Genomic DNA, 21676 nt, shown 5'->3' with positions numbered 1-21676 from the left:
TCATCCGTCTCGGCGCTGCGCGCCGATCCACCTTCCCCCATATGGGGGAAGGACAGGGAGCGCCTGCCCTCACTCAGCCACATCGACCGCGGCGAAATTCTGCCGGCCGAAGGGGTCGAGGATGTAGTTGAGCACGCTCTTGCGGATCGGGATCGCCACCAGCGAATGGGCGATCGGCGCCACCGGCACCTCGGCCTTCAGGATTGCCTGCGCCCTGCCGTAGATCGCGGCGCGTTCTTTCGGGTCGGCGGCGACGCGGCCTTCATCCAGCAGCTTCTCGAAATCCTTGTCGCACCAGCGCGACCGGTTCGAGCCACCCTTCACGCCGTCGCAGGACAGGAGATAGCTCAGCATGTTGTCGGGATCGCCATTGTCACTGCTGCCGCCGAGCAGGAAAGCGTCCTGCTCGCCCGCGGCGGTGCGCTTGAGATATTCGCCCCATTCGAAGCTGACGATCTCGGACTGCACGCCGACCTTCGCCCAGTCGGCCTGGATCATCTCAGCCATGCGCTTGGCGTTGGGGTTGTAGGGGCGCGACACCGGCATCGCCCATAGGCTGATCTTGAGGCCGCTTTCGTGGCCTGCTTCCTTCAGCAGTTTCTTCGCGCCGTCGGGATCGTAGTCGATGCCGGCATCGGTGACGGCGCCGAGCTGCGCCGGCGGCACGACGCTGCCGGCAACCGTGCCGGCGCCGGCATAGACGGCATCGACGATTGCCTTGCGGTCGATGGCCTTGGCAAGCGCGGTGCGCACGCGGACATCGCCCAGCGGCTGATGCTCGACGTTGAAGCCGAGGATGCCGATATTCTGGCCCTTGAGGTCGAGGACCGTGATGTCTGGATCGGCGCGCAATTCGGCGACGGCACTGGGCGGGGGCGGGGCCGCCACCTGGCATTCATTGGCCTTGAGGCGCTCGACGCGGGTGGTCGGCTCGGGCGTGACGGCAAAGACCAGCGTGTCGATCTTCGGCGCGCCGCGCCAGTAATCCTTGTTGGCGGCGTAGCGCACCTGGCTGTCGGGCACATAGGCATCGAGCATGAACGGGCCGGTCCCGACCGGCTGGCTGTCGATCAGCTCCGGCGTGCCGGCGGCCACCATCTTTTCGGTCTGCTCCAGCGACAAGATCGAGAGGTAGTCGAGCGCCAGCCCGGCCAGGAAGGTGACGTTGGGGGCCGTCAGCGTGAAGCGCACGGTGTAATCGTCGACCTTGTCTATTTTGTCGATCAGCGTGCCCATGCCCAGCGCGTTGAAGTATTCGTAAGAGCCGCCGCCGAGCTTGTGGTAGGGATTGTTGGCGTCGCGCTGGCGATTGAACGTGTAAAGGACGTCGTCCGCGTTGAACTCGCGCGTCGGCGTGAAATGCTCGTTCGACTGGAATTTCACGCCTTGGCGCAGGTGGAATGTGTAGGTTTTGCCGTCCGGCGAGACATCCCAGCTCTCGGCCAGCGCCGGTCCGACTTCGGTCGTGCCCGGCTTGAACTCCACCAGCCGGTTGAAGATCGTCTTGGCGGCGGCATCCATGGTGGAGTCGGCGATGCCGATCGCCGGGTTGAAGGTCTCGGGATTGGCCTCCGAGCAATAGACGAGCGTCTTGGCATGAGCCTGCCCGCCGAGAAGGACGGACGAGGCCAGAAGGGTCGAGCCAAGCACTGTGCGCAGAACGGTGGATTTCATCGCAAACGCTCCTGATGACATTTTTTCTGGTTGAGGGAAGGGCATGAAATTCATGGCGTCGCCGCCGGGGCCAGGAAGCGGTCGGGCGCCAGCCCCGCGGCGGTGACGCCAAGCGCGGTGACATCGTCGGGCAAGGGTTGGCCGCGCATCAGCGCCGAGCCGAGCCGCGCCAATGTCAGCGATACCTGGAAACCATAGCCGCCCTGGCCGCCGAGCCAGAAGAAGCCGGGGAGGCGCGGGTCGAAGCCGGCGACCGGCGTGCGGTCGGGCGCGAAGGTGCGCAGGCCGGCCCAGGGCGTCGACGGGCGGCCTATGCGCATGGACGTTGCCTGCTCGATGCGGTCGACGGCAATGGCGACGTCGATGTCTTCCGGCCAGGCGTCGCAAGGCTCGGAATCGGTTTCGTCGGCCAGCGAGCCGATCAGCCTGCCGGCGTCTGGCTTGAAGTAGAATTGTTCGTGCAGATCGACCACCAGCGGCCAGCCGGCAATGTCGGTGCCCGCGGGCGGGTCGAACAGGAAGGCGGTGCGCCGCTTGGGCTGGAAGCCGAGGCCGGTGAGCCCCGTCAGGCCGGCCACGACATCGACCCAGGCGCCGGCGGCGTTGACGACGATGTCGGCGGGATAGGCGCCGGCACTGGTGGCGACGCGCAAGCCATTGCCGGCGGGCGCGATCTCGCGCACCTCTTCGCCCGTGCGCATGATGCCGCCCCTGGCCTTCAGTGCCGAAGCGCAGGCCGCAAGCATCTTGCCGGTATCGACGTCCACCGCACCCGGTTCATGGACACCGCCGCATGTGGTTTGCGGATCGATGACGGGAACCAGCGCATGCAGCTCAGCGGCGGAGAGGCGGCGTACGCTCGGCACCATGGCCTGCAATTCGCCGGCCAGCCGGTCGACGGCCGCGCCGTCATCGGCGCGGCCGACATGCAGCGCGCCACGTTGATGCGCGACGAAGCCGCCGTCGAAGATCGCCCGGCGGCTCGCCAGCGTCAGCGCGCGCACCAGGCGGTTGCCATAAGTCTCGGTGAACAGGGCGGCCGAGCGGCCGCTGGCATGATAGCCCGGCTGGCTCTCGCGCTCGATGAGGGTGACGTCGGCCCAGTCCGCCACCTCGGCGGCAAGCGAGAGGCCGGCAATGCCGCCGCCGATGACGACGATTTTCGGGAGTGAATTCGACTGCATCGTTCAGTCGTAAAAATAATTTCTTATCCAGTCAATATTTAGCGTATAAGAAAATTGTTGGCGTTGTTGATGACGGCGGGAAGTTCAATTACCTAGGATGGAGCGGCGCGATCCCGCGGCATGGAGCTGATATGTCGGAGCAACCGAAGCTGGGTGATTGCCTGCGCGGCTTGAGGAAGACGCATGGCTGGACCCTCCAGGAGGTGAGCAGGCTCACCGGTGTCGCGGTGTCGACGCTGTCCAAGGTCGAGAACGACCAGATGTCGCTGAGTTACGACAAGCTGCTGCAGATCTGCGAAGGGCTCGGCATCCATGTAACGGAACTGCTCAGCGGCGACCGCAAGCAGCCGGCGGCGCGCACCCGCCGCTCCGTGACGTCACCGTCCAACACACTGCGCCAACTGACCCGCAATTACGACTACCGGTACCTGGCCACCGACCTGGTGCGCAAGCGCATGGTGCCGATCCACGCCTATGCGCGCGCCCGCACGCCCGAGGAGTTCGGGCCGCTGACGAAACATGCCGGCGAGGAATTTTTGATCGTGCTCAAGGGCGAGATCGAGCTGCACACCGACCAGTACGCGCCGGTGCGGCTGAAACAGGGCGAGAGCGTCTATATCGATTCCACCATGGGCCACGCCTACCTCTCTGTGGGCGACGGCGACGCCGAAATGCTGTGCGTCTGCTCCGGCGACGAGCCCGACATGGAAGGCACGCTGCTCAGCGTGCTGGAGACGGTGGAAGGATAGGGCGGAAAGGCCGGGGCAAAGCTGCACGACCTTCTCACTCCTCGCTATAACGAAACGGTTTGCCCCAATCCCTGCCGCACCGCCTCGCGATAGGCGAGGTCGGCTGCCACCATGTCCTCCATGGCCACACCCATGGCCTTGTAGATGGTGATCTGTTCGGCGCTGACCCGCCCTGGCCTGAGCCCCAGCAGCATCTCGCCGAGTTCGGTTCCGGTTTGCGGATCGAGGCCGTCAAGTTCGCAAGAGCCGACCGGAGTAGGGGCGAAGGCATCGGCCGTCTCGACGAACAGACTGCCCCTACCGATAAGCGAAACAGGCAGTTCGCCGCCGGGCGGAGCGACGCCGACCGACGAGACATGGGTGCCGGGCCGCACCCAGTCGGCCGAGATCACCGGCTCGTAGGAGTGCGTTGCCAGGCAGACAACATCCGACGAGCGTATCGCGGCCTCGAGATCGTCGACGGCGACGACGCCGACATGCCGGGCGGCAAGCGCTTGCGCATCGGCGAATTCCTTCGAGACCACGCGGATCTCGGCGAAGTCGCGCACCAGCGGCAGGAGATTGAGATGTTGGCCGGCCTGCACACCGGCGCCGACCACGGTCGCGATCCTTGCGTCGGGGCGGGCGAGTTCGCGCACCGAAAGCACGGCTGAGCCGGAAGTGCGCACGGCGGTGATGTAGGTGCCGTCCATGACACAGACCGGCATGCCCGTCGCAGGGTCGAACAGATGGATGGTGGCAAGGTGGCTTGGGATGCCGTCGGCGATATTGCCCTCGAACACGTTGACGATCTTCACCGTCAGGTGCATGCCCGCCATCCAGGCGGGCATCGCCAGCGAATAGCCGGCCTGCGGAATGTCGAGCTGCGGCCGGGCCGGATTGACGACTTTGCCGCCGGACAGCGCCTTGAAGCCGCTGGCCAGCGCGTTGAGAAGCTGGCGAAGATCGACGCATGTCTTCACCTCGGCCTCGCTCAGGACGAGCACCGGTGTGTCGCCCTTGGCCTGGGCGCTGCGGGAGATCGATAGGGCTGTCGTCATGGATACGCTTTCGTTGGTGGCTGGAGTGCACGGCAACGGTATTGCGATCCATGGGCGTGATGAAATATGCTGTTTTGGCTATTTCGGCGTGATTATCGCGTTTGCTCCCGTTCGAAAGTGTGAATCCTGAAATGGACGATCTCGACCGCATCGACCGCTCGCTGCTGCGCTTGTTGCAGGAGGATGGCCGCCGCACGACGCTCGATCTGGCCCGCCGCGTCGGCCTGTCGCCGACGGGAGCTGCGCAGCGCGTCAAGCGGCTGTTCGCCGAAGGTTTCATCCGCGCGGTGCGAGCCGTTCTCGATCCGGCCAGGATCGGGCAGGCACAGCTCGTCTTCATCGAGGTGCGGCTCGACCACACGGCGCCGCATGTCTTCGACCGCTTCGCCGAAGCGGTGCTGCGGGCGCCCGAGATCATCGAGTGCCACATGGTGGTTGGTGGCTTCGACTATCTGGTCAAGGCACGGATCGCCGACATGGCGATGTTCCAGGATTTTCTGCAGCGTGTCATCCTGCCGCTGCCCGGCGTTCGGGAAACGCACACCTACGCCTCGATCGCCAATGTAAAGCCGGATGCTTTGCTGCCCGTCGCTCCTTGAAGTCGAGTGACATGTTCGCATTTTCTGCAGGTCGGTTCAGCCTTTCTGGTTCGAAGCGGCCGACGAAACCGGCTATATGACCGCTGAACCGCAACTCCCGCCAACCCGAGAAGGAAAACCCAATGAGTTCAGAAAAAGTGGCTGTCATCGTGGCCGGCGGCAGCGGCATGGGGGCTGCGGCGGCGAAGCGGCTGGCGGCGGACGGGTTCAAGGTCGCCATCCTGTCTTCATCCGGCAAGGGCGAGGCACTGGCCAAGGAACTGGGCGGCATCGGCGTCACCGGCTCCAACCAGTCGAACGAGGATCTGCGGCGCCTCGCGGACCTGACGCTGGAGCGCTATGGCCGCATCGACGTTCTGGTCAACAGCGGCGGCCACGGGCCGCGCGCGCCGATCCTGGAGATCACGGACGAACAGTGGCACGCCGGCATGGACGTCTACCTGCTCAACGTCATCCGGCCGGTGCGCATCGTGGCGCCGCAGATGGTCAAGCAGAAGGCCGGCGCCATCATCAACATCTCGACCGCCTGGGTGGTGGAGCCGAGCCCGATGTTCCCGACCTCGGCCGTGTTCCGCGCCGGCCTCGCCGCCTACACCAAGATCTTCGCCAACACCTATGCAGCGGACAATGTGCGCATGAACAACGTGCTGCCCGGCTGGATCGACAGCCTGCCGGCGACGGAAGAACGCCGCGACTCGGTGCCGATGCAGCGCTACGGCACGTCGGAGGAGATCGCCGCGACCATCGCCTTCCTGGCCTCGGACGGCGCCGGCTACATCACCGGCCAGAACATCCGCGTCGACGGCGGGATCATTCGCGCTATTTGAGGCGGGTCCGGGAGGGGAGGCCTGTCCGACGCGCGCCGCGGAGGGGATCCGGCATCCCGCCTGACGCGACGACATCTCGCACCAAGGAGGAAAAATGCGGCTTCTGATACTTGGCACCGGCTGGATGGCGCAGGAACATGCACGGCAATTCAGCGCCATCGATGGCGTCGACATTGTCGGGGCCGTCGACCTCGATCCGGCGCGCGTCGGCGAGTTCGCCGACGGCTTCAACATCCCCAACCGCTTCACCGCGCTGGACGAGGCGCTCAAATGGGGCGCCTTCGACGCCGTGGCCAATGTCACGCCGGACCGCATCCACCACCCGACCACCATGCAGCTGATCGCGGCCGGCAAGCCGGTGCTGTGCGAGAAGCCGCTGGCCGAGAATTTCGGCAAGGCGATCGAGATGGCCGAGGCCGCCGAGAAAGCCGGCATCGTCAACATGGTGAACCTCACCTACCGCAATGTGGCGGCGCTGCAGAAGGCCCGCCAGATGGTGCAGGCCGGCGAGATCGGCACGGTCCGGCATGTCGAGGCGTCCTATCTGCAGAGCTGGCTGGTGTCGAAATTCTGGGGCGACTGGCGCAGCGACCCGAAATGGCTCTGGCGGCTGTCGCGCGGCCACGGCTCCAACGGCGTGCTCGGCGATGTCGGCATCCACATCCTCGATTTCGCCAGCTATGGCGCGGCCCTCGGCATCGATCATGTGTTCTGCCGGCTGCGCTCCTTCGACAAGGCGCCGGGCAACCGCATCGGCGACTACGGGCTCGACGCCAATGACAGTTTCGCCATGACGGTGGATTTCTCCAACGGCGCCTTCGGCGTGGTGCATGCCAGCCGCTGGGCGACCGGCCATCTCAACGAATTGCGCCTGCGCATCTATGGCGACAGAGGCGGTCTCGAAGTGGTACACAATCTCGACGGCTCGTCGCTCAAGGCTTGCCTCGGCGAAAATGTCGACGACGGGATATGGGAAGAGCTCGACGCCGGCACGGTGGCCACCAACTACCAGCGTTTCGCCGACGCGGTGCGGACCGGCGTGCAGGCCGAACCGTCCTTCCGCCACGCCGCCGAACTGCAGAAGGTGCTGGATCTGGCCGTGGTGTCGGACGAGAAGCGGGCGGAGCTCGCGGCGAGCGCGCAGACGCGGTGAGGGTGGCGCCTTCCTCTCAGGGACCGGTCACGAGGCCAAAAACCAGTTTTTGCAAATTGCCGCCATTGCCGAATTCGACGCGGTCGAAATCGCGGCTTGCCTGCCGCTGCGCCCGCGACAATTCGGAGAGGCGCCTGGTCATCTCGGTCCGGATCTTGGCGCATTTGGGATCGTCGGCAACCCTGAGGCCGACGGTCGCCGCCTCGATCTTGCGCACCATGGCGATGATATCGGCGCCATGCACCTTCTCATGGGCGGCGACGCCGGCGATGAAGCTGTCCCAGCTCTTCTGCACGGCCGGCGGCAGGGACCCTGACGGCTTCGGCAAGGCATAGGTGATGATGAGTTTCGGGCTGGCCGATGCCAGGACGCAATCGCCGCCTTTGTTCTGGTAGTCCCTGGTCCAGGTCAGCTTGAAATTGGTGTAGGCGATGGTGCGCGTTTTGGCGCCGCGGATCAGCGGTCCGTTCTCGCCGATCGACCGGTAGAGCTCCTGTCCGGTCCGGCCCGAGATGGTGTAGGGCTCGATCGTCTCGACCGGCTTCCATTGGGCATAGGCGACAAGCGGCAAGGCGAGCACCGCGACCAACGACAGGCACAGACGAACACACGCTCTCAACACCGCTCTCCGCGAAACCAGGACCGGCGCCGACGCCAATGCCATCTTGTGGCTTTTCCTATATGCTGCCGGCGGGTGCTGCAAATGTGTTGGAGGGAGGCGCTGGCGCCGTGCGGCAAGACCAGGATGGGTATGGGGTTGAAGAAGTTCCCTCGGTTCGTCATCCTAGGGCGGAGCAAGGAGCGAAGCGACGCGGCGCAGACCCTAGGATGACGAAGATAGGGTGAGGCTTCCAAACCAACGGCCTTGCCGGCGCCGGCGCGTCGCCGTAAGTCGTGCTCATGATCACCTTCCGCAAGGCCCTGGCCTCCGACCTGCCTGCCCTCGTGGCCATGCTGGCGGACGATCCGCTTGGCGCGGCCAGAGAGGATGCCTCGCTGCCGCTGGCGCAGGGCTATGTCGATGCCTTCAACGCCATCGATGCCGACCCCAACCAGTTGCTGGCGGTGGCGGTCGATGGCGCCGACGTGGTCGGCACCTTGCAGATCAGCTTCCTTGCCGGGCTGTCGCGGAAGGGCGCCTGGCGCGGTCAGATCGAGGCGGTGCGGGTCGCCGGGCACCGCCGTTCCGAAGGCATAGGCAGGCTGATGATCGAATGGGCTGTTGATCAATGCCGGGCGCGCGGTTGCGGCCTCGTCCAGCTCACCACCGACAAGACCAGAGCGGACGCGCACCGCTTCTATGAAAGCCTCGGCTTCACCGGCACCCATCTCGGCTACAAGAAGACCTTGTAGCGCAGGCGGGGCCGTCGCTTTCCGCTAAGGCGGGCGGCTGGCGCATGCGGGAAGGCTAGCAGGCCCTATTCAATTTGCGGCGAGACCAGATATAGGTCAGCTAAGTTGACCTATATTCGATGCGTCCGGGGAGGCGTGCTTGACCCTTATGAACCTGTTGGCGTCGCGCTCGTCGCGCATGAAGGCCTCGGAAATCCGCGAGCTGCTGAAGCTGCTCGACCAGCCGGACATCATCTCCTTCGCAGGCGGCATTCCCGATCCGGCGCTGTTTCCGGCCGAGGCGATCCGCGACGCCTATGCCGACGTGCTCGGCGGCGGCGAGGCGGGGGCCGCGCTTCAGTACCAGGTGAGCGAGGGCTATCTGCCGCTGCGGCGATGGATCGCCGGGCAGATGGGCAAGCTCGGCGTCGCCTGCGAGGAAGCCAACATCTTCATCACTTCGGGCTCGCAGCAGGCGCTCGATTATATCGGCAAGCTGCTGCTGTCGCCCGGCGACACCGCACTGGTGACGTGGCCGACCTATCTCGGCGCGCTGCAAGCCTTCAACGCCTATGAACCGCGCTACGACCGGCTGCGGCCGGAAGGCGGTAACATGACGCCGGATGCCTATCGCGCGGCGGCGGCGGCGAATGGCGGCCGGGTCAAGTTCGCCTATCTGGTGCCGGATTTCGCCAACCCGACCGGCAACACGCTGGACAGGCAGCAGCGCGCGGCGGTGCTCGACCTTGCCGGCGAGCTCGACATCGCAATCGTCGAGGACGCCGCCTACCGGGCGCTGCGCTATGATGGCGAAAGCGTGCCGCCGATCCTGGCGCTGGACTGCGCGCGCTCCGGCGGCATCGACAAGGCGCGCACGCTCTATTGCGGCTCGTTTTCGAAGATCCTGTCGCCGGGCATGCGCGTCGGCTGGGTCTGCGCGCCGCGCCATGTCGTGGACAAGCTGGTGCTGATGAAGCAGGCTTCCGACCTGCACAGCCCGTCGATCAACCAGATGGTGATGCACCGGGCGGCCGAAGCGGTGTTCGAGGCCCAGGTCGAAAAGCTGATCGGCGCCTATCGCGAACGCCGCGACGGCCTGCTCGGCGCGCTCGCGGCCAACATGCCGGAAGGCGTGACCTGGAGCCGCCCGGAAGGCGGCATGTTCGTCTGGGTGACGCTGCCGGAAGGCGCTGACGCCACCGCGCTCCTGGCGCGCTCGGTGAAGGAAGCACGTGTCGCCTTCGTGCCCGGCAATGCCTTTTATGCGGACGGCACCGGGCGCAACACGCTGCGGCTGTCCTTCACGCTCGCCGACCGCCGCGCGGTGACCGAGGGCATCCCGCGGCTGGCGGCGCTGCTCAAGGCTTAAGGCGCCGGCCAGACGACGGTGCATCGCTCCAGCGGCGAACAAACCCGGGTTGCCCTGACTTGTTGCGGGTGCAAAATAGCCTTGTGTCCACGAACGCGGGTTCATGCGCCATGACCGACCTTTCCGGTATCTACCGCGACTACATTGCCTGCCTCAACCGGCAGGACTGGCCGAACCTCGGGCAGTTCGTCGACGACGACGTGTCCCACAATGGCAGGCGGATCGGTCTCTCCGGCTACCGTGCGATGCTGGAGAAGGATTTCGACGACATTCCGGATCTTCGTTTCGATATCCGGCTGCTGGTCTGCGATCCGCCTCATGTCGCGAGCCGCCTGATGTTCGACTGCACGCCCAGGGGAAATTTCCTCGGGCTTGCCGTAGACGGCCGGAAAGTGTCCTTCGCCGAGAACGTCTTCTATGAATTTCGCGGCGCGAAGATCCGGCTCGTGTGGTCCATCATCGACAAGGCCGCCATCGAAGCCCAGCTTTGAACCACGAACCTCTCCTGGCGTGCTCGGTGAAGGAAGCGCGTGTCGCCTTCGTGCCCGGCAGCGCCTTCTTCGCCGATGGCACCGGGCGCAACACGCTGCGGCTGTCCTTCACCTTGGCCGACCGCCGCGCTGTGACCGAGGGCATTCCCAGATTGGCCAAGCTGCTGAGGAACTAGCAACCGACCGGATTCCTGGCCCCGGGGCGTCAGGCCGGCTTGTCGGCAGCCCTTGTGCGCCTGGCAAGGCGTGCGGTAAATGCGGGCGTGCCTTTGCCGGTCGAATGAGGATGTCATGGTCTCCGCAACGCCCAGAGTGACGCTGCTTCTCGGCAGCGCGCCCGACGTCGTGCGCTGCGCCGCCTGGCCGAAGGAGACCTTCGCCAGCATCGTCGCCATCAACAATGCCTGGCGCGTGCGCCCCGACTGGGACGTGCTGGTGCATGCCGGCGATTTCCCGTCCAACCGGATGCCGCCTCTGGAACCGCTGCGGCAGGCCGAGATCTTCAGCGCCGCGCATTACGTGCCGGCCCAGAATACTTTCGGCGGCTTCGTCTATGCCGGCGCCACCATGTCGCTGACAGCGGCCTATTGGGCCGTCCACAGCCAGAGGCCGGACGTGCTCGCCTTCCTCGGCTGCGACATGATCTACGACACGGCCGGCGACACCCATTTCTACGGCATCGGCCGCGCCGACCCGCTGCGCGACGATGTCACGCTGCGAAGCCTCGAGGCCAAATCCGCCCGCCTGCTCATTCATGCGCTGCGACGCGGCACGCTCTGCATCAACCTGTCGGACCTGCCGCAAAGCCGCCTGGTCTTCCCAAGGCTGTCCTTCGAGGAATTGCGGTTACTGTCCCCCGAGCGCCTCGCCGGCATGAAGATGGATGCGCGTGCGGGCATCCATCAGCATAGGGTCGAAGTGGCCGAGCAAATCGAGCGCGAGCTCGGCTATTTCTACGAGGATGGCATGTACTGGAACCATCTCGACGAAATCGACCGCGCGCAGCTAGCCGACATCGACCGGCTCTGGATCTCGGCGATCGGTCCGGCTGAGCCGACCGAAGAATGCAGCGCGGCGGAATAGCGCCGTCCGGCAGCTTTTGTTGCAGGGACCAGCAATTCCCGCGGCTCCCACCAGCAGTTTCGCGCCAAATTGCCTAATTTCGGGCCGCTTTTCGGCTAAACTCGTCGGCATCTTGGCTGGAAGTGGAGGAAGCCATGAGCTTGCGCCTCGGTTTCGCCGTGCTGGTGCTGTTCGGCCTCGCCAATCAGGCGGCGGCTTTCGAGATTTCAAGCCCGTCGGTTTCCAACGGCAAATGGGCCGAAAAATATCTCGGCGACAAGGCCGGCGGCTGCAGCGGGCAAAGCGTATCGATCGCCTTGAGATGGAAGGACCCGCCGGCAGGCACCAAGAGCTACGCGCTCACCATGTTCGACCCCGACGCCGGCGGCGGCAAGGGTTTCTGGCACTGGCTGGCCTGGAACATCCCGGCAAGCGCGAAGGGCCTGGCCGAAGGGGCTGGCTCGAAGCGCGGCAAAGGCTTGCCCAAGGGTACGGTGCTCGGCAAGGATGGCATCGGCCGCGCAGGCTATTTCGGGCCATGCCCGCCGCCCGGCAGCGGCACGCATCACTATGTCTTCACGCTCTATGCGCTCGGCGCGCCGAAGCTGCGCGCGCCGGAGAATCCCTCTCCGGAAATGGTGGCAGTGGCCGCGAAGAGCCAGGCGCTCGGCGAGACCAGCGTGACGTACACCTATGGGCGGTAAGCATGACCGGTTCAGGCAGTCGCCCGGGCCACCAGCGCATTGACGACGCTGTTGGCAAACACGTTGCAAGAGATCGTTTGAATTCCGTTCCGGTGGCCATCTGGCGGCTTTGCGCGCGGCCTCGGCCGGCGCGTCAGCGCGTCCAGAAATCGCGATGCGGCGCGATCAGCTCGTCCTCGATCTCGGGGAAGGGGCCAAAGACCTCGATCTTCTTCTGGCCCGAGGCGAGCACTGTGCGCGAGGGCAGGCTCATCGTCGGATTCTCGGCGTGATCGCCGGTGAGCGCCAGGAGCTTCGTCTCCTCGAAGCCGTAGACCAGGCGGCCGATATTGGCCCAGTAGAGTGTTCCGGCGCACATCGCACAGGGTTCGCCGGTCGAGACCAGCGTGCAGGACCAGAGGAAATCCGGCTCGTAGGCAGCCGCGGCGCGCCGGGCGAGCTCCGTCTCGGCATGGCGCACCGTGTCGAGATTTCCCTGGCGCATAAGCACGCGATCGTCCGGCCCGACCAGCACACAGCCGAACGGATGATGGCCGTGCACGGCCGCCTCGCGAGCGACGGCGTCGGCAGCACGCAGGTGGGCGAGCATCTGGTCGCGGGTCATTGCGCAATCCTAACACGACGGGCGAGGAGAAGAACCGACACCCGGCGACCGGCTTCGTAGGGCTGAGAGTGCGCCGATCGGCGGGCATTGGCAAGCTTCGCCCGGCGGGCAAAACCCGAGCGCGGGCCATCGCCTGATCAGGCGAATGAGGTTTGAAGCACTGTTCTCCGCTCTCGTATCCCTGTATACGAAATTGAAATAGTCTGTTTGAGGAATTGATGAGCCCACCGCCTGGAACCGTGCCGTTTTTCAGCCAGTGGGAGACGCCCGATATGACTTCGGCCGTCCTTGCCGATGGCGCCGAGGTGGCGCTGCGGCGCGATCCGCTGTGGGAGAACTCGGGCGCGCGCACACTCGACGAATACGCGCTGTGGGCCGCCAATGTCTGCGGCATGGCGTGCCTCAAGATGATCCTGGCGGCGCGCGGCCAGATCGTGCCGACCATCGAACTGGCCAGGCGCTGCACCGGATATGGCGGTTATGTCGTCACCGAACGATCGATCAAGGGCCTGATCTACGCCCCCTTTGTCAGGTTCGTGAAGGCGGAATTCGGCCTGGAAGCGAAGGTGATGACCAGTGTCGCTACATCGGATATTCCGGCGATCCTCGGGCAGTCGCGCTTCTTCATCGCCTCGGTCAGCAGTTCGATCCGCTGGCCCGAACGCGAGCCGCCGTCCAAGGGCGGCCATCTGGTGCTGGTCATGTCGGCATCGGATGAAGGTTTTCGCTTTCACAATCCGTCCGGCCATACCGGCGCCACACAGGCGAACGCAGTGTTGGCGGCCGCCGATTTCGATCGCTTCTTTGCCAATCGCGGCATTGCCGTCAGCATTTGATCTTGTGGGATTTCGATGAAGGACAAGGCTTTTCAATGAAGAACAAGATTAGGGTCGCCGTCCTCTATGGCGGACGTTCGGCCGAGCATGACGTATCGCGCCTTTCGGCCGCCAATGTGCTGAAGGCCATCGACCGGACGCTTTACGAGGTGGTCCCGATCGCCATTTCCAGGGACGGAAGATGGCTGCTGCAACCATCCTCCGAGGCTGGCGACGACAGAGCCGGGGCACCGGTGTCTGAGGACGGCGTGGAGGTCGCATTGTTGCCCGGTGGTAGAGGCAGGCTGGTGGCCGCACGGGGCGGCGGAGCACAGCCCGACCTGCCGCCGGTCGACGTCGTCTTTCCCGTGCTGCACGGTCCTTTCGGCGAGGACGGCTCGGTGCAGGGCTATGCCGAGGTCGCCGACGTCGCCTATGTCGGCTGCGGCATTCTCGCCTCGGCCGCCGCCATGGACAAGGATGTCGCCAAGCGGCTGCTGCGCGAGGCCGGGCTGCCGGTTGCCCGTTCCGTCACCGTGCATCGAAACGATGTCGGGCCGTTCCAGGAGATCGCCGGCGCGCTCGGCCTGCCTTTCTTCGCCAAGCCGGCGCGCCAGGGCTCGTCGTTCGGCGTCAGCAAGGTGAACGACCGGGACGGCTTCGAACGGGCCGTCGAGACGGCTTTCCGCTACGACGGCAAGGTCCTGATCGAAGAGTTCGTCGACGGCCGCGAGATCGAATGCTCGGTGCTGGAGCGGGCCGACGGAACGCTGACCGTATCGCTGCCCGGCGAAATCATCCCGGCCGGCAAGCACGGCTTCTACACCTATGAAGCCAAATATCTCGACGCCGACGGCGCCGTGGTGAACGTGCCCGCCGATGTCCCGGCCGCCGTCGCCGACAAGGCAAGGGAGATGGCCGCGCGGGCTTTCCAGGCGCTCGGCTGCGAGGCGATGGCCCGCGTCGACTTCTTCCTGCGGGCTGACGGCTCGCTGCTGGTCAACGAGGTCAACACGCTGCCCGGCTTCACCGACATCTCGATGTATGCCAAGGCGCTGGCGGCGATCGGCATCGGCTACAGCCAGGTCATCGACGTGCTGATCGAGCACGCACTGGCGCGGCATGCCGCGCGAAAGTCCTGACGTTCGGCGCGGCATTGACGGCGGATCACGCGAAGCTAGTTAGATTCGAGCCCTTGGCGAGAGGAGAGCTTGCATGGAAGAACTGCATCGCGGCCGGCTCATCGATCATATCCAACTGGTGGTCAGGGACATCGCCGCCAGCCGCCGCTTTTACGAAGCAGTATTTCGAGTGCTCGATATTCCGATCGGCGGCAGCGCCGCCGATTATTTCTGGGCCGACGAGCTTTTCATTTCAACCGCCGACAGCCGCGCGGCTCGGGGAGAGTTGACCGGTCGCCATCACCTGGCATTCCAGGCGAAAGACCGCGCCATGGTCGATGCGTTCTATAAGGCCGGGCTGGACGGCGGCGGCAGGGACAATGGCGGGCCGGGTGAACGCCGGTACCACCCCGGCTACTACGCCGCTTTCCTTCTCGACCCGGACGGCAACAACATCGAAGCGGTGCATCACGGGGCGGCCAACCGCAGTGCCGCCTCGGTGAAGATCACGTTCTAGAATGCGCCGACAAGAGGCGGGTGGTTTTGCCTTGATGTGGCCCGTCCCGGCTTGATCCCAATCGGGTGGAGGGAGCTCGATCCACGCGGAGGCGACCCGTCCGTGGGGCAGGCCTTGAAGGCCATGTGAGGCATAGTTACATCAACCATTAAGCGTGCGTTTGCACGCGAATACAACGCTTTGGCCAAGCTTCATCTATGGAGGTTGTCATGGCAAATACACTCATGGAAGGAAAGAAAGGCCAGGACTGGCTCAATCTGGTCCTTGCCGTCTGCCTGTTCATCTCACCCTGGATAATCGGCTTCGCTGCTGAAACCGCTCCCGCATGGAACGCCTGGATTGTCGGCGTCGTGCTGGGCGCGGTGGCCGTGGCGGCGCTTGCCGCCTTCGCCGAGTGGGAGGAATGGGTAGGTGTCGTTCTCGGGCTCTGGCTGATCGTGTCGCCCTGGCTGCTCAAATTCATGGCGAACACGAATGCGATGGCCACCCACGTCATTCTCGGCGTGCTGGTGGTTGCCGTATCGGGTTGGGCCGTCTGGGACGTCCGTCACCCGCACGCACATGCGTGACCGCTGACCAAGGACGGGGCCGGCGCGCGAGCGGGGCCCCTTCCGGCTTTGAACGTCTGCCCATTGCGTTTGCCGCCGGCTGCGAAGGGCAGGGTCGCCGGCTTGCAATCTGAGGCCAGGCCATGGATTTCGACGGACCGAACGCCATATCCTGCACAGCATATCCTGCGTAATCCAGGGAGTTTTGAGCGTGACCCTCGCGCGGATGGCGGTTCTGGCAGCGGCCTTCATGGCCGCCGCGGCCGCCAGTCACTCTCCCGTGACCGCGGAGGCTACGGAGAAGGTCGCGTTGCGCGTCGTGATCGACGGCGCCATCGGCCCGGCGAGTGCCAGGCAGCTCAACGAAGCGCTGGCCAAAGCCGCCGAGCGGCACGCCGAAGCCGTTGTCCTCGAGATCGACACACCGGGCGGGCTGGTCACCTCGATGCGCGAAATGATCGCCGATATCCTTGCCTCGCCGGTTCCCGTCATCGGCTATGTCGCGCCCGCCGGCGCGCACGCGGCAAGTGCCGGGACCTATATCCTTTATGCCACCCATGTCGCGGCGATGGCGCCCGGCACCAATCTGGGCGCCGCCACGCCGGTCGAGCTTGGCGGGCTGCCGTCCCTTCCCGGTGGCGACGAGAAGGACAAGGGCGACCAGAAGAATGCCACCGGGCCTCCGGCGGGCGACGCGATGATGACCAAGGTGACGAACGACGCGGTCGCCTTGATCCGTTCGCTCGCCGAACTGCGCGGCCGCAATGCCAACTGGGGCGAAAAGGCGGTGCGCGAAGCGGCCAGCCTTTCCGCCAATGCGGCACTTCAGGCACATGTAGTCGACCTCGTCGCCCGCGACACGGCCGAGCTGCTCCAGCTTGCCGACGGCCGCACGGTCGAGGTGGCCGGCAAGCAACAGGTGCTGGCGACCAAGGGCGTGGCGGTCGAGACGCTCGATCCCGGCTGGCTGATCCGGCTTCTCGCCGTCATCACCGATCCCAACATCGCCGTCGTCCTGATGCTGGCCGGCGTCTACGGCCTCGTCTTCGAGTTCACCAGCCCAGGCGCCGTGGCGCCCGGCGTGATCGGGACCATCTGCCTGCTGCTCGGGCTCTATGCCCTCAATCTGCTGCCGATCAGCTATACCGGCCTCGCCCTGATGCTGCTTGGCATCGCCTTCCTCGTCATCGAGGCCTTCAACCCGACCGTGGTGCTCGGGCTTGGAGGCGTGGCAGCCTTCCTGCTCGGCGCCGCCATGCTGCTCAAGGTCGAGGGCCCGGGCTTCGAGATGTCGTGGGCGCTCATCGGCACCGCCGCGGCGCTGACGCTTGGCCTGGCGCTGCTGGCCGGCAGCTATCTGTGGAGGGCGCGCAGGAGCCTGCCGCGTGTCGGCGCGCAGGCCATGCACGGGCTGCCGGCCAGGATTCTCGACTGGTCGGGTAGCGAAGGCCATGTGCTCGCGCAGGGCGAGCGCTGGCGGGCGAAAGCCGATGAACCGCTCGCCCCCGGCGACAGCGTCGAGGTGGCCGACGTCAGGGATCTCGTGCTGACGGTCCGGCGCAGGAACAATGGAGCAAGGCAATGATCATCGGTTACGTCGCCTATCTGGTGCTCGCCCTCATCGTGCTGATCTTCCTGTCCGCCGCCATTCGCATCCTGCGGGAATATGAGCGCGGCGTGGTCTTCACGCTCGGCCGCTTCACCGGGGTGAAGGGCCCCGGCCTCATCCTCCTCGTCCCCTTCGTCCAGCAGATGGTGCGGGTCGACCTGCGCGTGGTGGTCCAGGACGTGCCGCCGCAGGACGTGATCTCGCGCGACAACGTCTCGGTGAAGGTGAACGCGGTGCTGTATTTCCGCATCGTCGACGCCGAGCGGGCCGTCATCCAGGTCGAGGACTTCATGGCCGCGACAAACCAGCTCGCGCAGACCACGTTGCGCTCGGTTCTCGGCAAGCACGAACTCGACGAGATGCTGGCCGAGCGCGACAAGTTGAACAGCGACATCCAGGAGATCCTGGACCAGCGGACCGACGCATGGGGCATCAAGGTGTCCAATGTCGAGATCAAGCATGTCGACCTTAACGAGAACATGGTCCGCGCCATCGCCAAGCAGGCCGAGGCTGAAAGGCTGCGGCGCGCGAAGGTGATCAACGCCGATGGCGAGCAGCAGGCGGCGGCAAAGCTGGTCGAGGCCGGCAAGATGCTGGCGCAGGAGCCACAGGCCATGCAACTGCGGTATTTCGAGGCGCTGCACGACATCGCCGGCGAGCGCTCGTCGACGGTGGTGTTTCCGCTGCCGATGGACCTGCTAGCGATCTTCAACAAGCAGCCGGGCGCCGGGAAATAAGCTTGGGAGGGGTTTGGCAGCCCGGCCGCGGGCCGGCGAGCTCGGGACCGGCACGATCACCCGGCGATTCCCCGAAGTTGCGATCTCCACGCCAAGCGCTGCCGGTCCTTTGCTGTCAATTTTAGGAGTTTTATTCAGAATTCGGCAATATATAGCGGGCTTTTTAGCGGATTCATTGTTTTTAATTAGCTTAAGCTTTCGCTATGGATTCTCGACTAGGGTGACGGCGAAATGATCGAGAGCCCTGACGGCGTGGCGGCTTGCCCGGCCAGTCAGGTCAATCGCCTCCTGCAAGTCAAGCTTCGGTTGCATAAATGAGTGGGCCCATGTCGATTGCCGGCATCATCGAAAGGATCCTGGACAAGTTGTCCGGCTCCAGCCTGCTTGCGGCCGGCCTCTTGCTGCTGACCGCGCTGGGCAGCGCCCTGATCGCCTATTGGCGGACGGCGGAGCGCAAGAGCTTCAGGGAATTCTTCGATTTCGTCTTTCCCAACGAGATCGTCACGCATCCCTCGGCGCGGGCGGACCTGCTTTTCTGGATCACCCGCAAGGCGATTATGCCCTTCCTGATGCTGCCGGCGGGCGTGACCTTCGTCGTCGCCGTCGGTTACGCGACGAATCGGACGCTGGCGGCACTCCTGCAAATCGAGCCGCCGCTGCTGCCGGGACCGCCGGGAGCGGTGACGATCGTCGTCTTCACGGTGACGATGCTGATCGCCTACGACATATCCTATTACCTCTACCATGTGGCCCAGCACCGCTTCCCGTTCCTGTGGGAGCTGCACAAGGTGCATCACTCGGCGGAGGTGATGGTCGGGATCACCAAGGACAGGGTTCATCCGCTCGACGAGCTCATGAACCGCGCCTGGGACGGCGTCATACCCGGGATCTGCTTCGGCATCTGGACCCTTTTGTCGCTTAACCTCGTCGAAGTGACGATCTTCGGCGTCAACGTCTACGTCATGCGCAATATCCTGATGATGGATTTCGTCAGGCACACCCATTTCAAGATATCGTTCGGGCCGCTCAACAACATCGTGCTGTGCCCGCATTGGCACCAACTGCACCACAGCGTCGATCCAAGGCACTACGACAAGAATTTCGGCTTGCTGTTCTCGTTCTGGGACCGGCTATTCGGAACGTTGTGCGTGCCCAAGCCCGATGAGGATTTCAGGTTCGGATTGATGGAACGCGGCGCGCGCGACTATCAATCCCTGTCGGGGCTTTACGTGCTGCCGCTCAAGAAGATGTGGGGGCACATCGCCCGGCGGTTTCGCCGCCGCGCTTCGTCCGAGCCGACACGGAGCCCGCAGCCATGAACGCTCACGCCGCGATCGAGGGCCCGAAGGCCGGCGCTTTGGAGATCGTCACCTCCGAGGAGCGCCTCGCGTCGGTCGGGCCGGCCTGGACGGAGCTGTGGCGCCGGGCGGAGGGGCTGATCTTTCAAAGCCACGCCTGGGTCACGGCGTGGTGGCAGACGGCCCCGGACCGGGAGCTGCGTGGTCTCAGGATCGGCCTCGTCTGGAACGGTGACCGGATCGACTCCGTCATCCCGCTGGCGACGGTGCGGCGCAAGGGCGTCAACGTCCTGGAATGGGCTGCCAAGGACCACAGCGACTATGGCGACGTGCTGGTCGCGCCGGACTGCGATCCGGCGGCGGTCGCGGCGCTATGGCAGGAAATTTCGGCCGCGGGCGGCTTCGATCTCGTCTATCTGAACCGCCTGCTGCCGGACGCCGCGATGCGCACGCTGCTTGCTCCCGCTTCGGCGCCCAAGATGGCGCTGCGCCCGAACCGCCGCAGCGAAACCAGCTTCCGGGTCGCCGGGCCATGGCGTACGGGCGCGGACTGGTTCGGGGAACAAACGAAGAAGATGCGCCAGAATTATCGCCGTGGCCGCAAATTCCTCGAGGAAGGCGGCGAAGTGCGGTTCCGCCTCATGTCGCCGGACGAGCCGATGCAGCCCGTCCTCGACAGGCTCGCCGAGTTCAAGCGCAAATGGCTCGCCGCGCGCGGACACGAATCCAACCTGTTCGATGAGGGGTCGCCGGCCCTGGCCGCGCTGGTCGCGGTGCTGGCCAGGGAAGGGCTCCTGCATGTCTTCGTGCTGGAATGCGCCGGGATGGTGGTGGCGGTCTCGATCAATTTCGTCCAGCGCAACACGATGATGGCCTTCGTCACGACCTACGATCCGGATGTCGAACGGGCGTCTCCCGGCATGGTGCTGATGATGGACTACATCCAGTGGTCGATCGACAGAGGGCTGACGATGGTCGACTTCCTGTGCGGCGGCGAGGACTTCAAGCGGCGCTTCGCGACCCAGTCGGTGACGCTGGATTCGGTGCTGGGAACAAGGACCTTGCGCGGAACACTCGCCGCGCTGGCGGACCGGACCCTGCACGCCGGCAGGGAACTTCACCAGCGGTTGCGGCCCGATCCTCGGCAAAAGCCCGCACCGGTGGAATAGGCCCGATTCACCGGCGACGTGCGAACCTATCGGTCGATCATCATCATGGTGCGGTCGCCGTAGCGCGGGCCGGAGACCTTCCCCGGGGCCAGCGCGTCGTCGAGCGCCGCCATCTCGGCGGCCTCCAGTTTCAGCGACGCAGCGGCGACATTTTCTTCCAGATATTTGATCCGCTTGGTGCCGGGGATCGGCACGATGTCGACACCGAAGACGTTGCCCTTCTCCAGGAGCCAGGCCAGCGCGATCTGCCCTGGCTTGACGCCTTTGGCGGCGGCGATGTCGCGGACCTTTGCGGCGGCCTCGACATTGGCGTCATAGTTCGCACCCTGGTAGCGCGGGTCGCCGCGGCGGTAATCGCCTTCCGGATAGTCCTCGGCGCGCTTGGCGCCGCCGGTCAGGAAGCCGCGGCCGAGCGGTGAGAACGGCACCAGGCCGATGCCGGTTTGCCGCAGCAGGGGAATGATTTCCGGCTCGAGATTGCGCTCCCACAGCGAGTACTCGCTCTGCAGCGCCGAGACCGGAAACACGGCGTGCGCCCGCTGGATGTTCGCGGCTCCCGCCTCCGACAGGCCGAAGAAGCGGACCTTGCCCTGTTTGACCAGTTCGCCGACCGTGCCGGCGACATCCTCGGCCGGCACGGCTGGATCGACACGGTGCTGGTAGAGAAGGTCGATATGGTCGGTGGCGAGCCGCTTCAACGACCCTTCAACCGCCGCCCTGATGGTTTGCGGCCTGCTGTCGCGTTCGGTGCCGACCTGCCGGCCATTTTCGATGCGAAAGCCGAATTTGGTGGCGATGGTCACCTGGTCGCGCTTGCCCTTCAAGGCGCGGCCGAGCAGCGCCTCATTGGCGTAAGGGCCATACACCTCGGCGGTGTCGAGGAAGGTGCAGCCGAGTTCGATGGCGCGGTGCAGCGTGGCGATGGATTCGGCTTCGTCGGCCGGGCCGTAGGACTGGCTCATGCCCATGCAGCCGAGGCCGATGGCCGAGACCCGCAGCCCCTGGCTGCCGAGCTTGCCTGTGTCGAGCGTCATGGCGTGTTCTCCAGAGGGGGGAATTCAAACACCATATAGC

At 65.2% G+C, this 21676-nt stretch carries 23 protein-coding genes and 1 pseudogene; 18 read left to right on the top strand and 6 right to left on the bottom strand.

The features are described from left to right. Positions 1–69: 69 nt before the first annotated feature. Complete coding sequence (locus FJ951_RS16545; protein WP_140516018.1) at positions 70–1674, bottom strand: ABC transporter substrate-binding protein; 1605 nt, start codon at positions 1672–1674, stop codon at positions 70–72. Positions 1675–1724: 50 nt separating this feature from the next. Then, the gene (locus tag FJ951_RS16540; RefSeq protein ID WP_140516016.1) at positions 1725–2858 is read right to left on the bottom strand and encodes an FAD-binding oxidoreductase; all 1134 of its coding nucleotides are present in this window, start codon (positions 2856–2858) and stop codon (positions 1725–1727) included. A 131-nt stretch (positions 2859–2989) separates the two neighbouring features. Between FJ951_RS16540 and FJ951_RS16535 the strand changes: the two genes are divergently transcribed. Next, positions 2990–3607 carry an XRE family transcriptional regulator gene (locus tag FJ951_RS16535; RefSeq protein ID WP_140516014.1) on the top strand — a complete coding sequence of 206 codons (618 nt, stop codon included), beginning with the start codon at positions 2990–2992 and terminating at the stop codon, positions 3605–3607. A 44-nt stretch (positions 3608–3651) separates the two neighbouring features. Here the strand turns inward: FJ951_RS16535 and FJ951_RS16530 are convergent, their stop codons facing one another. Then, the gene (locus FJ951_RS16530; protein ID WP_140516012.1) at positions 3652–4647 is read right to left on the bottom strand and encodes an ornithine cyclodeaminase family protein; all 996 of its coding nucleotides are present in this window, start codon (positions 4645–4647) and stop codon (positions 3652–3654) included. A 131-nt stretch (positions 4648–4778) separates the two neighbouring features. On the opposite strand from FJ951_RS16530, the gene FJ951_RS16525 reads away from it, so the two are divergent. The 3 genes from FJ951_RS16525 (at position 4779) to FJ951_RS16515 (ending at position 7226) form a co-directional block, all read left to right on the top strand. Next, the gene (locus FJ951_RS16525; protein WP_140516010.1) at positions 4779–5246 is read left to right on the top strand and encodes an Lrp/AsnC ligand binding domain-containing protein; all 468 of its coding nucleotides are present in this window, start codon (positions 4779–4781) and stop codon (positions 5244–5246) included. Positions 5247–5368: 122 nt separating this feature from the next. Beyond that, positions 5369–6073 carry an SDR family oxidoreductase gene (locus FJ951_RS16520; RefSeq protein WP_140516008.1) on the top strand — a complete coding sequence of 235 codons (705 nt, stop codon included), beginning with the start codon at positions 5369–5371 and terminating at the stop codon, positions 6071–6073. Between the two features lie 94 nt (positions 6074–6167). Continuing rightward, positions 6168–7226, top strand: a complete 1059-nt coding sequence (locus FJ951_RS16515; RefSeq protein ID WP_140516006.1) for a Gfo/Idh/MocA family oxidoreductase — start codon at positions 6168–6170, stop codon at positions 7224–7226. Between the two features lie 16 nt (positions 7227–7242). On the opposite strand, the gene FJ951_RS16510 is transcribed toward FJ951_RS16515, so the two are convergent. Next, on the bottom strand, positions 7243–7890 hold the full coding sequence (locus FJ951_RS16510; RefSeq protein WP_140516004.1) for a DUF922 domain-containing protein: 648 nt from the start codon (positions 7888–7890) through the stop codon (positions 7243–7245). Between the two features lie 236 nt (positions 7891–8126). Between FJ951_RS16510 and FJ951_RS16505 the strand changes: the two genes are divergently transcribed. From FJ951_RS16505 to FJ951_RS16480, 6 genes and pseudogenes are all read left to right on the top strand, one after another. Then, positions 8127–8579, top strand: coding sequence for a GNAT family N-acetyltransferase (locus FJ951_RS16505; protein WP_140500024.1), 453 nt, complete (start codon positions 8127–8129; stop codon positions 8577–8579). A 148-nt stretch (positions 8580–8727) separates the two neighbouring features. Then, a complete protein-coding gene (locus tag FJ951_RS16500) occupies positions 8728–9927 on the top strand; it encodes a PLP-dependent aminotransferase family protein (protein WP_181172251.1) in 1200 nt (399 codons plus the stop codon). A 110-nt stretch (positions 9928–10037) separates the two neighbouring features. Continuing rightward, positions 10038–10418, top strand: a complete 381-nt coding sequence (locus FJ951_RS16495; protein ID WP_140500021.1) for an ester cyclase — start codon at positions 10038–10040, stop codon at positions 10416–10418. Positions 10419–10429: 11 nt separating this feature from the next. Continuing rightward, positions 10430–10594: pseudogene (locus FJ951_RS16490) on the top strand (PLP-dependent aminotransferase family protein); the annotation flags it as partial. A gap of 115 nt (positions 10595–10709) precedes the next feature. Next, complete coding sequence (locus FJ951_RS16485) at positions 10710–11501, top strand: hypothetical protein (RefSeq protein WP_140516000.1); 792 nt, start codon at positions 10710–10712, stop codon at positions 11499–11501. A gap of 134 nt (positions 11502–11635) precedes the next feature. After that, positions 11636–12184: a YbhB/YbcL family Raf kinase inhibitor-like protein gene (locus FJ951_RS16480; RefSeq protein ID WP_140515998.1), complete on the top strand. Its 549-nt coding sequence runs from the start codon at positions 11636–11638 to the stop codon at positions 12182–12184. Positions 12185–12317: 133 nt separating this feature from the next. On the opposite strand, the gene FJ951_RS16475 is transcribed toward FJ951_RS16480, so the two are convergent. Further along, positions 12318–12788 carry a nucleoside deaminase gene (locus tag FJ951_RS16475; protein ID WP_140515996.1) on the bottom strand — a complete coding sequence of 157 codons (471 nt, stop codon included), beginning with the start codon at positions 12786–12788 and terminating at the stop codon, positions 12318–12320. 218 nt (positions 12789–13006) lie between these two features. Here FJ951_RS16475 and FJ951_RS16470 point away from each other — a divergent pair, with 218 nt between their 5' ends. The 8 genes from FJ951_RS16470 to FJ951_RS16435 all read left to right on the top strand — a co-directional run bounded on the left by FJ951_RS16470 (position 13007) and on the right by FJ951_RS16435 (position 20602). Further along, positions 13007–13624, top strand: coding sequence for a C39 family peptidase (locus tag FJ951_RS16470; RefSeq protein ID WP_140515994.1), 618 nt, complete (start codon positions 13007–13009; stop codon positions 13622–13624). 35 nt (positions 13625–13659) lie between these two features. Continuing rightward, positions 13660–14745, top strand: a complete 1086-nt coding sequence (locus FJ951_RS16465) for a D-alanine--D-alanine ligase family protein (protein WP_140515992.1) — start codon at positions 13660–13662, stop codon at positions 14743–14745. 73 nt (positions 14746–14818) lie between these two features. Next, on the top strand, positions 14819–15241 hold the full coding sequence (locus FJ951_RS16460) for a VOC family protein (RefSeq protein ID WP_140500011.1): 423 nt from the start codon (positions 14819–14821) through the stop codon (positions 15239–15241). Between the two features lie 209 nt (positions 15242–15450). Next, positions 15451–15810 carry an SPW repeat protein gene (locus tag FJ951_RS16455; protein WP_140500009.1) on the top strand — a complete coding sequence of 120 codons (360 nt, stop codon included), beginning with the start codon at positions 15451–15453 and terminating at the stop codon, positions 15808–15810. 190 nt (positions 15811–16000) lie between these two features. After that, on the top strand, positions 16001–17374 hold the full coding sequence (locus FJ951_RS16450; protein ID WP_140515990.1) for a nodulation protein NfeD: 1374 nt from the start codon (positions 16001–16003) through the stop codon (positions 17372–17374). Then, entirely contained in the window at positions 17371–18135 is a 765-nt protein-coding gene (locus tag FJ951_RS16445; RefSeq protein ID WP_140515988.1) for a slipin family protein, read from the top strand. Before FJ951_RS16450 ends, FJ951_RS16445 begins: the two co-directional genes overlap by 4 nt. 326 nt (positions 18136–18461) lie before the next feature. Further along, positions 18462–19454: a sterol desaturase family protein gene (locus FJ951_RS16440; RefSeq protein ID WP_140515985.1), complete on the top strand. Its 993-nt coding sequence runs from the start codon at positions 18462–18464 to the stop codon at positions 19452–19454. Continuing rightward, positions 19451–20602 carry a GNAT family N-acetyltransferase gene (locus tag FJ951_RS16435; protein ID WP_140515983.1) on the top strand — a complete coding sequence of 384 codons (1152 nt, stop codon included), beginning with the start codon at positions 19451–19453 and terminating at the stop codon, positions 20600–20602. Before FJ951_RS16440 ends, FJ951_RS16435 begins: the two co-directional genes overlap by 4 nt. Before the next feature lie 26 nt (positions 20603–20628). Here FJ951_RS16435 and FJ951_RS16430 read toward each other — a convergent pair whose 3' ends face one another. Beyond that, positions 20629–21636, bottom strand: a complete 1008-nt coding sequence (locus FJ951_RS16430; protein ID WP_140515981.1) for an aldo/keto reductase — start codon at positions 21634–21636, stop codon at positions 20629–20631. Between the last annotated feature and the right edge of the window lie 40 nt (positions 21637–21676).

The sequence above is a fragment of the Mesorhizobium sp. B2-2-3 genome (genome assembly GCF_006442405.1).
Classification (GTDB): Bacteria; Pseudomonadota; Alphaproteobacteria; order Rhizobiales; family Rhizobiaceae; genus Mesorhizobium.
Note: the sequence above shows the minus strand (reverse complement) of the source record. Positions and strands in the feature narration are given on the sequence as shown.

Bases quoted from the DNA above. Each gene is read 5' to 3' on its own strand.
- FJ951_RS16545 (WP_140516018.1), bottom strand. From the start codon at position 1,674: ATGAAATCCACCGTTCTGCGCACAGTGCTTGGCTCGACCCTTCTGGCC.
- FJ951_RS16540 (WP_140516016.1), bottom strand. From the start codon at position 2,858: ATGCAGTCGAATTCACTCCCGAAAATCGTCGTCATCGGCGGCGGCATT.
- FJ951_RS16535 (WP_140516014.1), top strand. From the start codon at position 2,990: ATGTCGGAGCAACCGAAGCTGGGTGATTGCCTGCGCGGCTTGAGGAAG.
- FJ951_RS16530 (WP_140516012.1), bottom strand. From the start codon at position 4,647: ATGACGACAGCCCTATCGATCTCCCGCAGCGCCCAGGCCAAGGGCGAC.
- FJ951_RS16525 (WP_140516010.1), top strand. From the start codon at position 4,779: ATGGACGATCTCGACCGCATCGACCGCTCGCTGCTGCGCTTGTTGCAG.
- FJ951_RS16520 (WP_140516008.1), top strand. From the start codon at position 5,369: ATGAGTTCAGAAAAAGTGGCTGTCATCGTGGCCGGCGGCAGCGGCATG.
- FJ951_RS16515 (WP_140516006.1), top strand. From the start codon at position 6,168: ATGCGGCTTCTGATACTTGGCACCGGCTGGATGGCGCAGGAACATGCA.
- FJ951_RS16510 (WP_140516004.1), bottom strand. From the start codon at position 7,890: ATGGCATTGGCGTCGGCGCCGGTCCTGGTTTCGCGGAGAGCGGTGTTG.
- FJ951_RS16505 (WP_140500024.1), top strand. From the start codon at position 8,127: ATGATCACCTTCCGCAAGGCCCTGGCCTCCGACCTGCCTGCCCTCGTG.
- FJ951_RS16500 (WP_181172251.1), top strand. From the start codon at position 8,728: ATGAACCTGTTGGCGTCGCGCTCGTCGCGCATGAAGGCCTCGGAAATC.
- FJ951_RS16495 (WP_140500021.1), top strand. From the start codon at position 10,038: ATGACCGACCTTTCCGGTATCTACCGCGACTACATTGCCTGCCTCAAC.
- FJ951_RS16485 (WP_140516000.1), top strand. From the start codon at position 10,710: ATGGTCTCCGCAACGCCCAGAGTGACGCTGCTTCTCGGCAGCGCGCCC.
- FJ951_RS16480 (WP_140515998.1), top strand. From the start codon at position 11,636: ATGAGCTTGCGCCTCGGTTTCGCCGTGCTGGTGCTGTTCGGCCTCGCC.
- FJ951_RS16475 (WP_140515996.1), bottom strand. From the start codon at position 12,788: ATGACCCGCGACCAGATGCTCGCCCACCTGCGTGCTGCCGACGCCGTC.
- FJ951_RS16470 (WP_140515994.1), top strand. From the start codon at position 13,007: ATGAGCCCACCGCCTGGAACCGTGCCGTTTTTCAGCCAGTGGGAGACG.
- FJ951_RS16465 (WP_140515992.1), top strand. From the start codon at position 13,660: ATGAAGAACAAGATTAGGGTCGCCGTCCTCTATGGCGGACGTTCGGCC.
- FJ951_RS16460 (WP_140500011.1), top strand. From the start codon at position 14,819: ATGGAAGAACTGCATCGCGGCCGGCTCATCGATCATATCCAACTGGTG.
- FJ951_RS16455 (WP_140500009.1), top strand. From the start codon at position 15,451: ATGGCAAATACACTCATGGAAGGAAAGAAAGGCCAGGACTGGCTCAAT.
- FJ951_RS16445 (WP_140515988.1), top strand. From the start codon at position 17,371: ATGATCATCGGTTACGTCGCCTATCTGGTGCTCGCCCTCATCGTGCTG.
- FJ951_RS16440 (WP_140515985.1), top strand. From the start codon at position 18,462: ATGTCGATTGCCGGCATCATCGAAAGGATCCTGGACAAGTTGTCCGGC.
- FJ951_RS16435 (WP_140515983.1), top strand. From the start codon at position 19,451: ATGAACGCTCACGCCGCGATCGAGGGCCCGAAGGCCGGCGCTTTGGAG.
- FJ951_RS16430 (WP_140515981.1), bottom strand. From the start codon at position 21,636: ATGACGCTCGACACAGGCAAGCTCGGCAGCCAGGGGCTGCGGGTCTCG.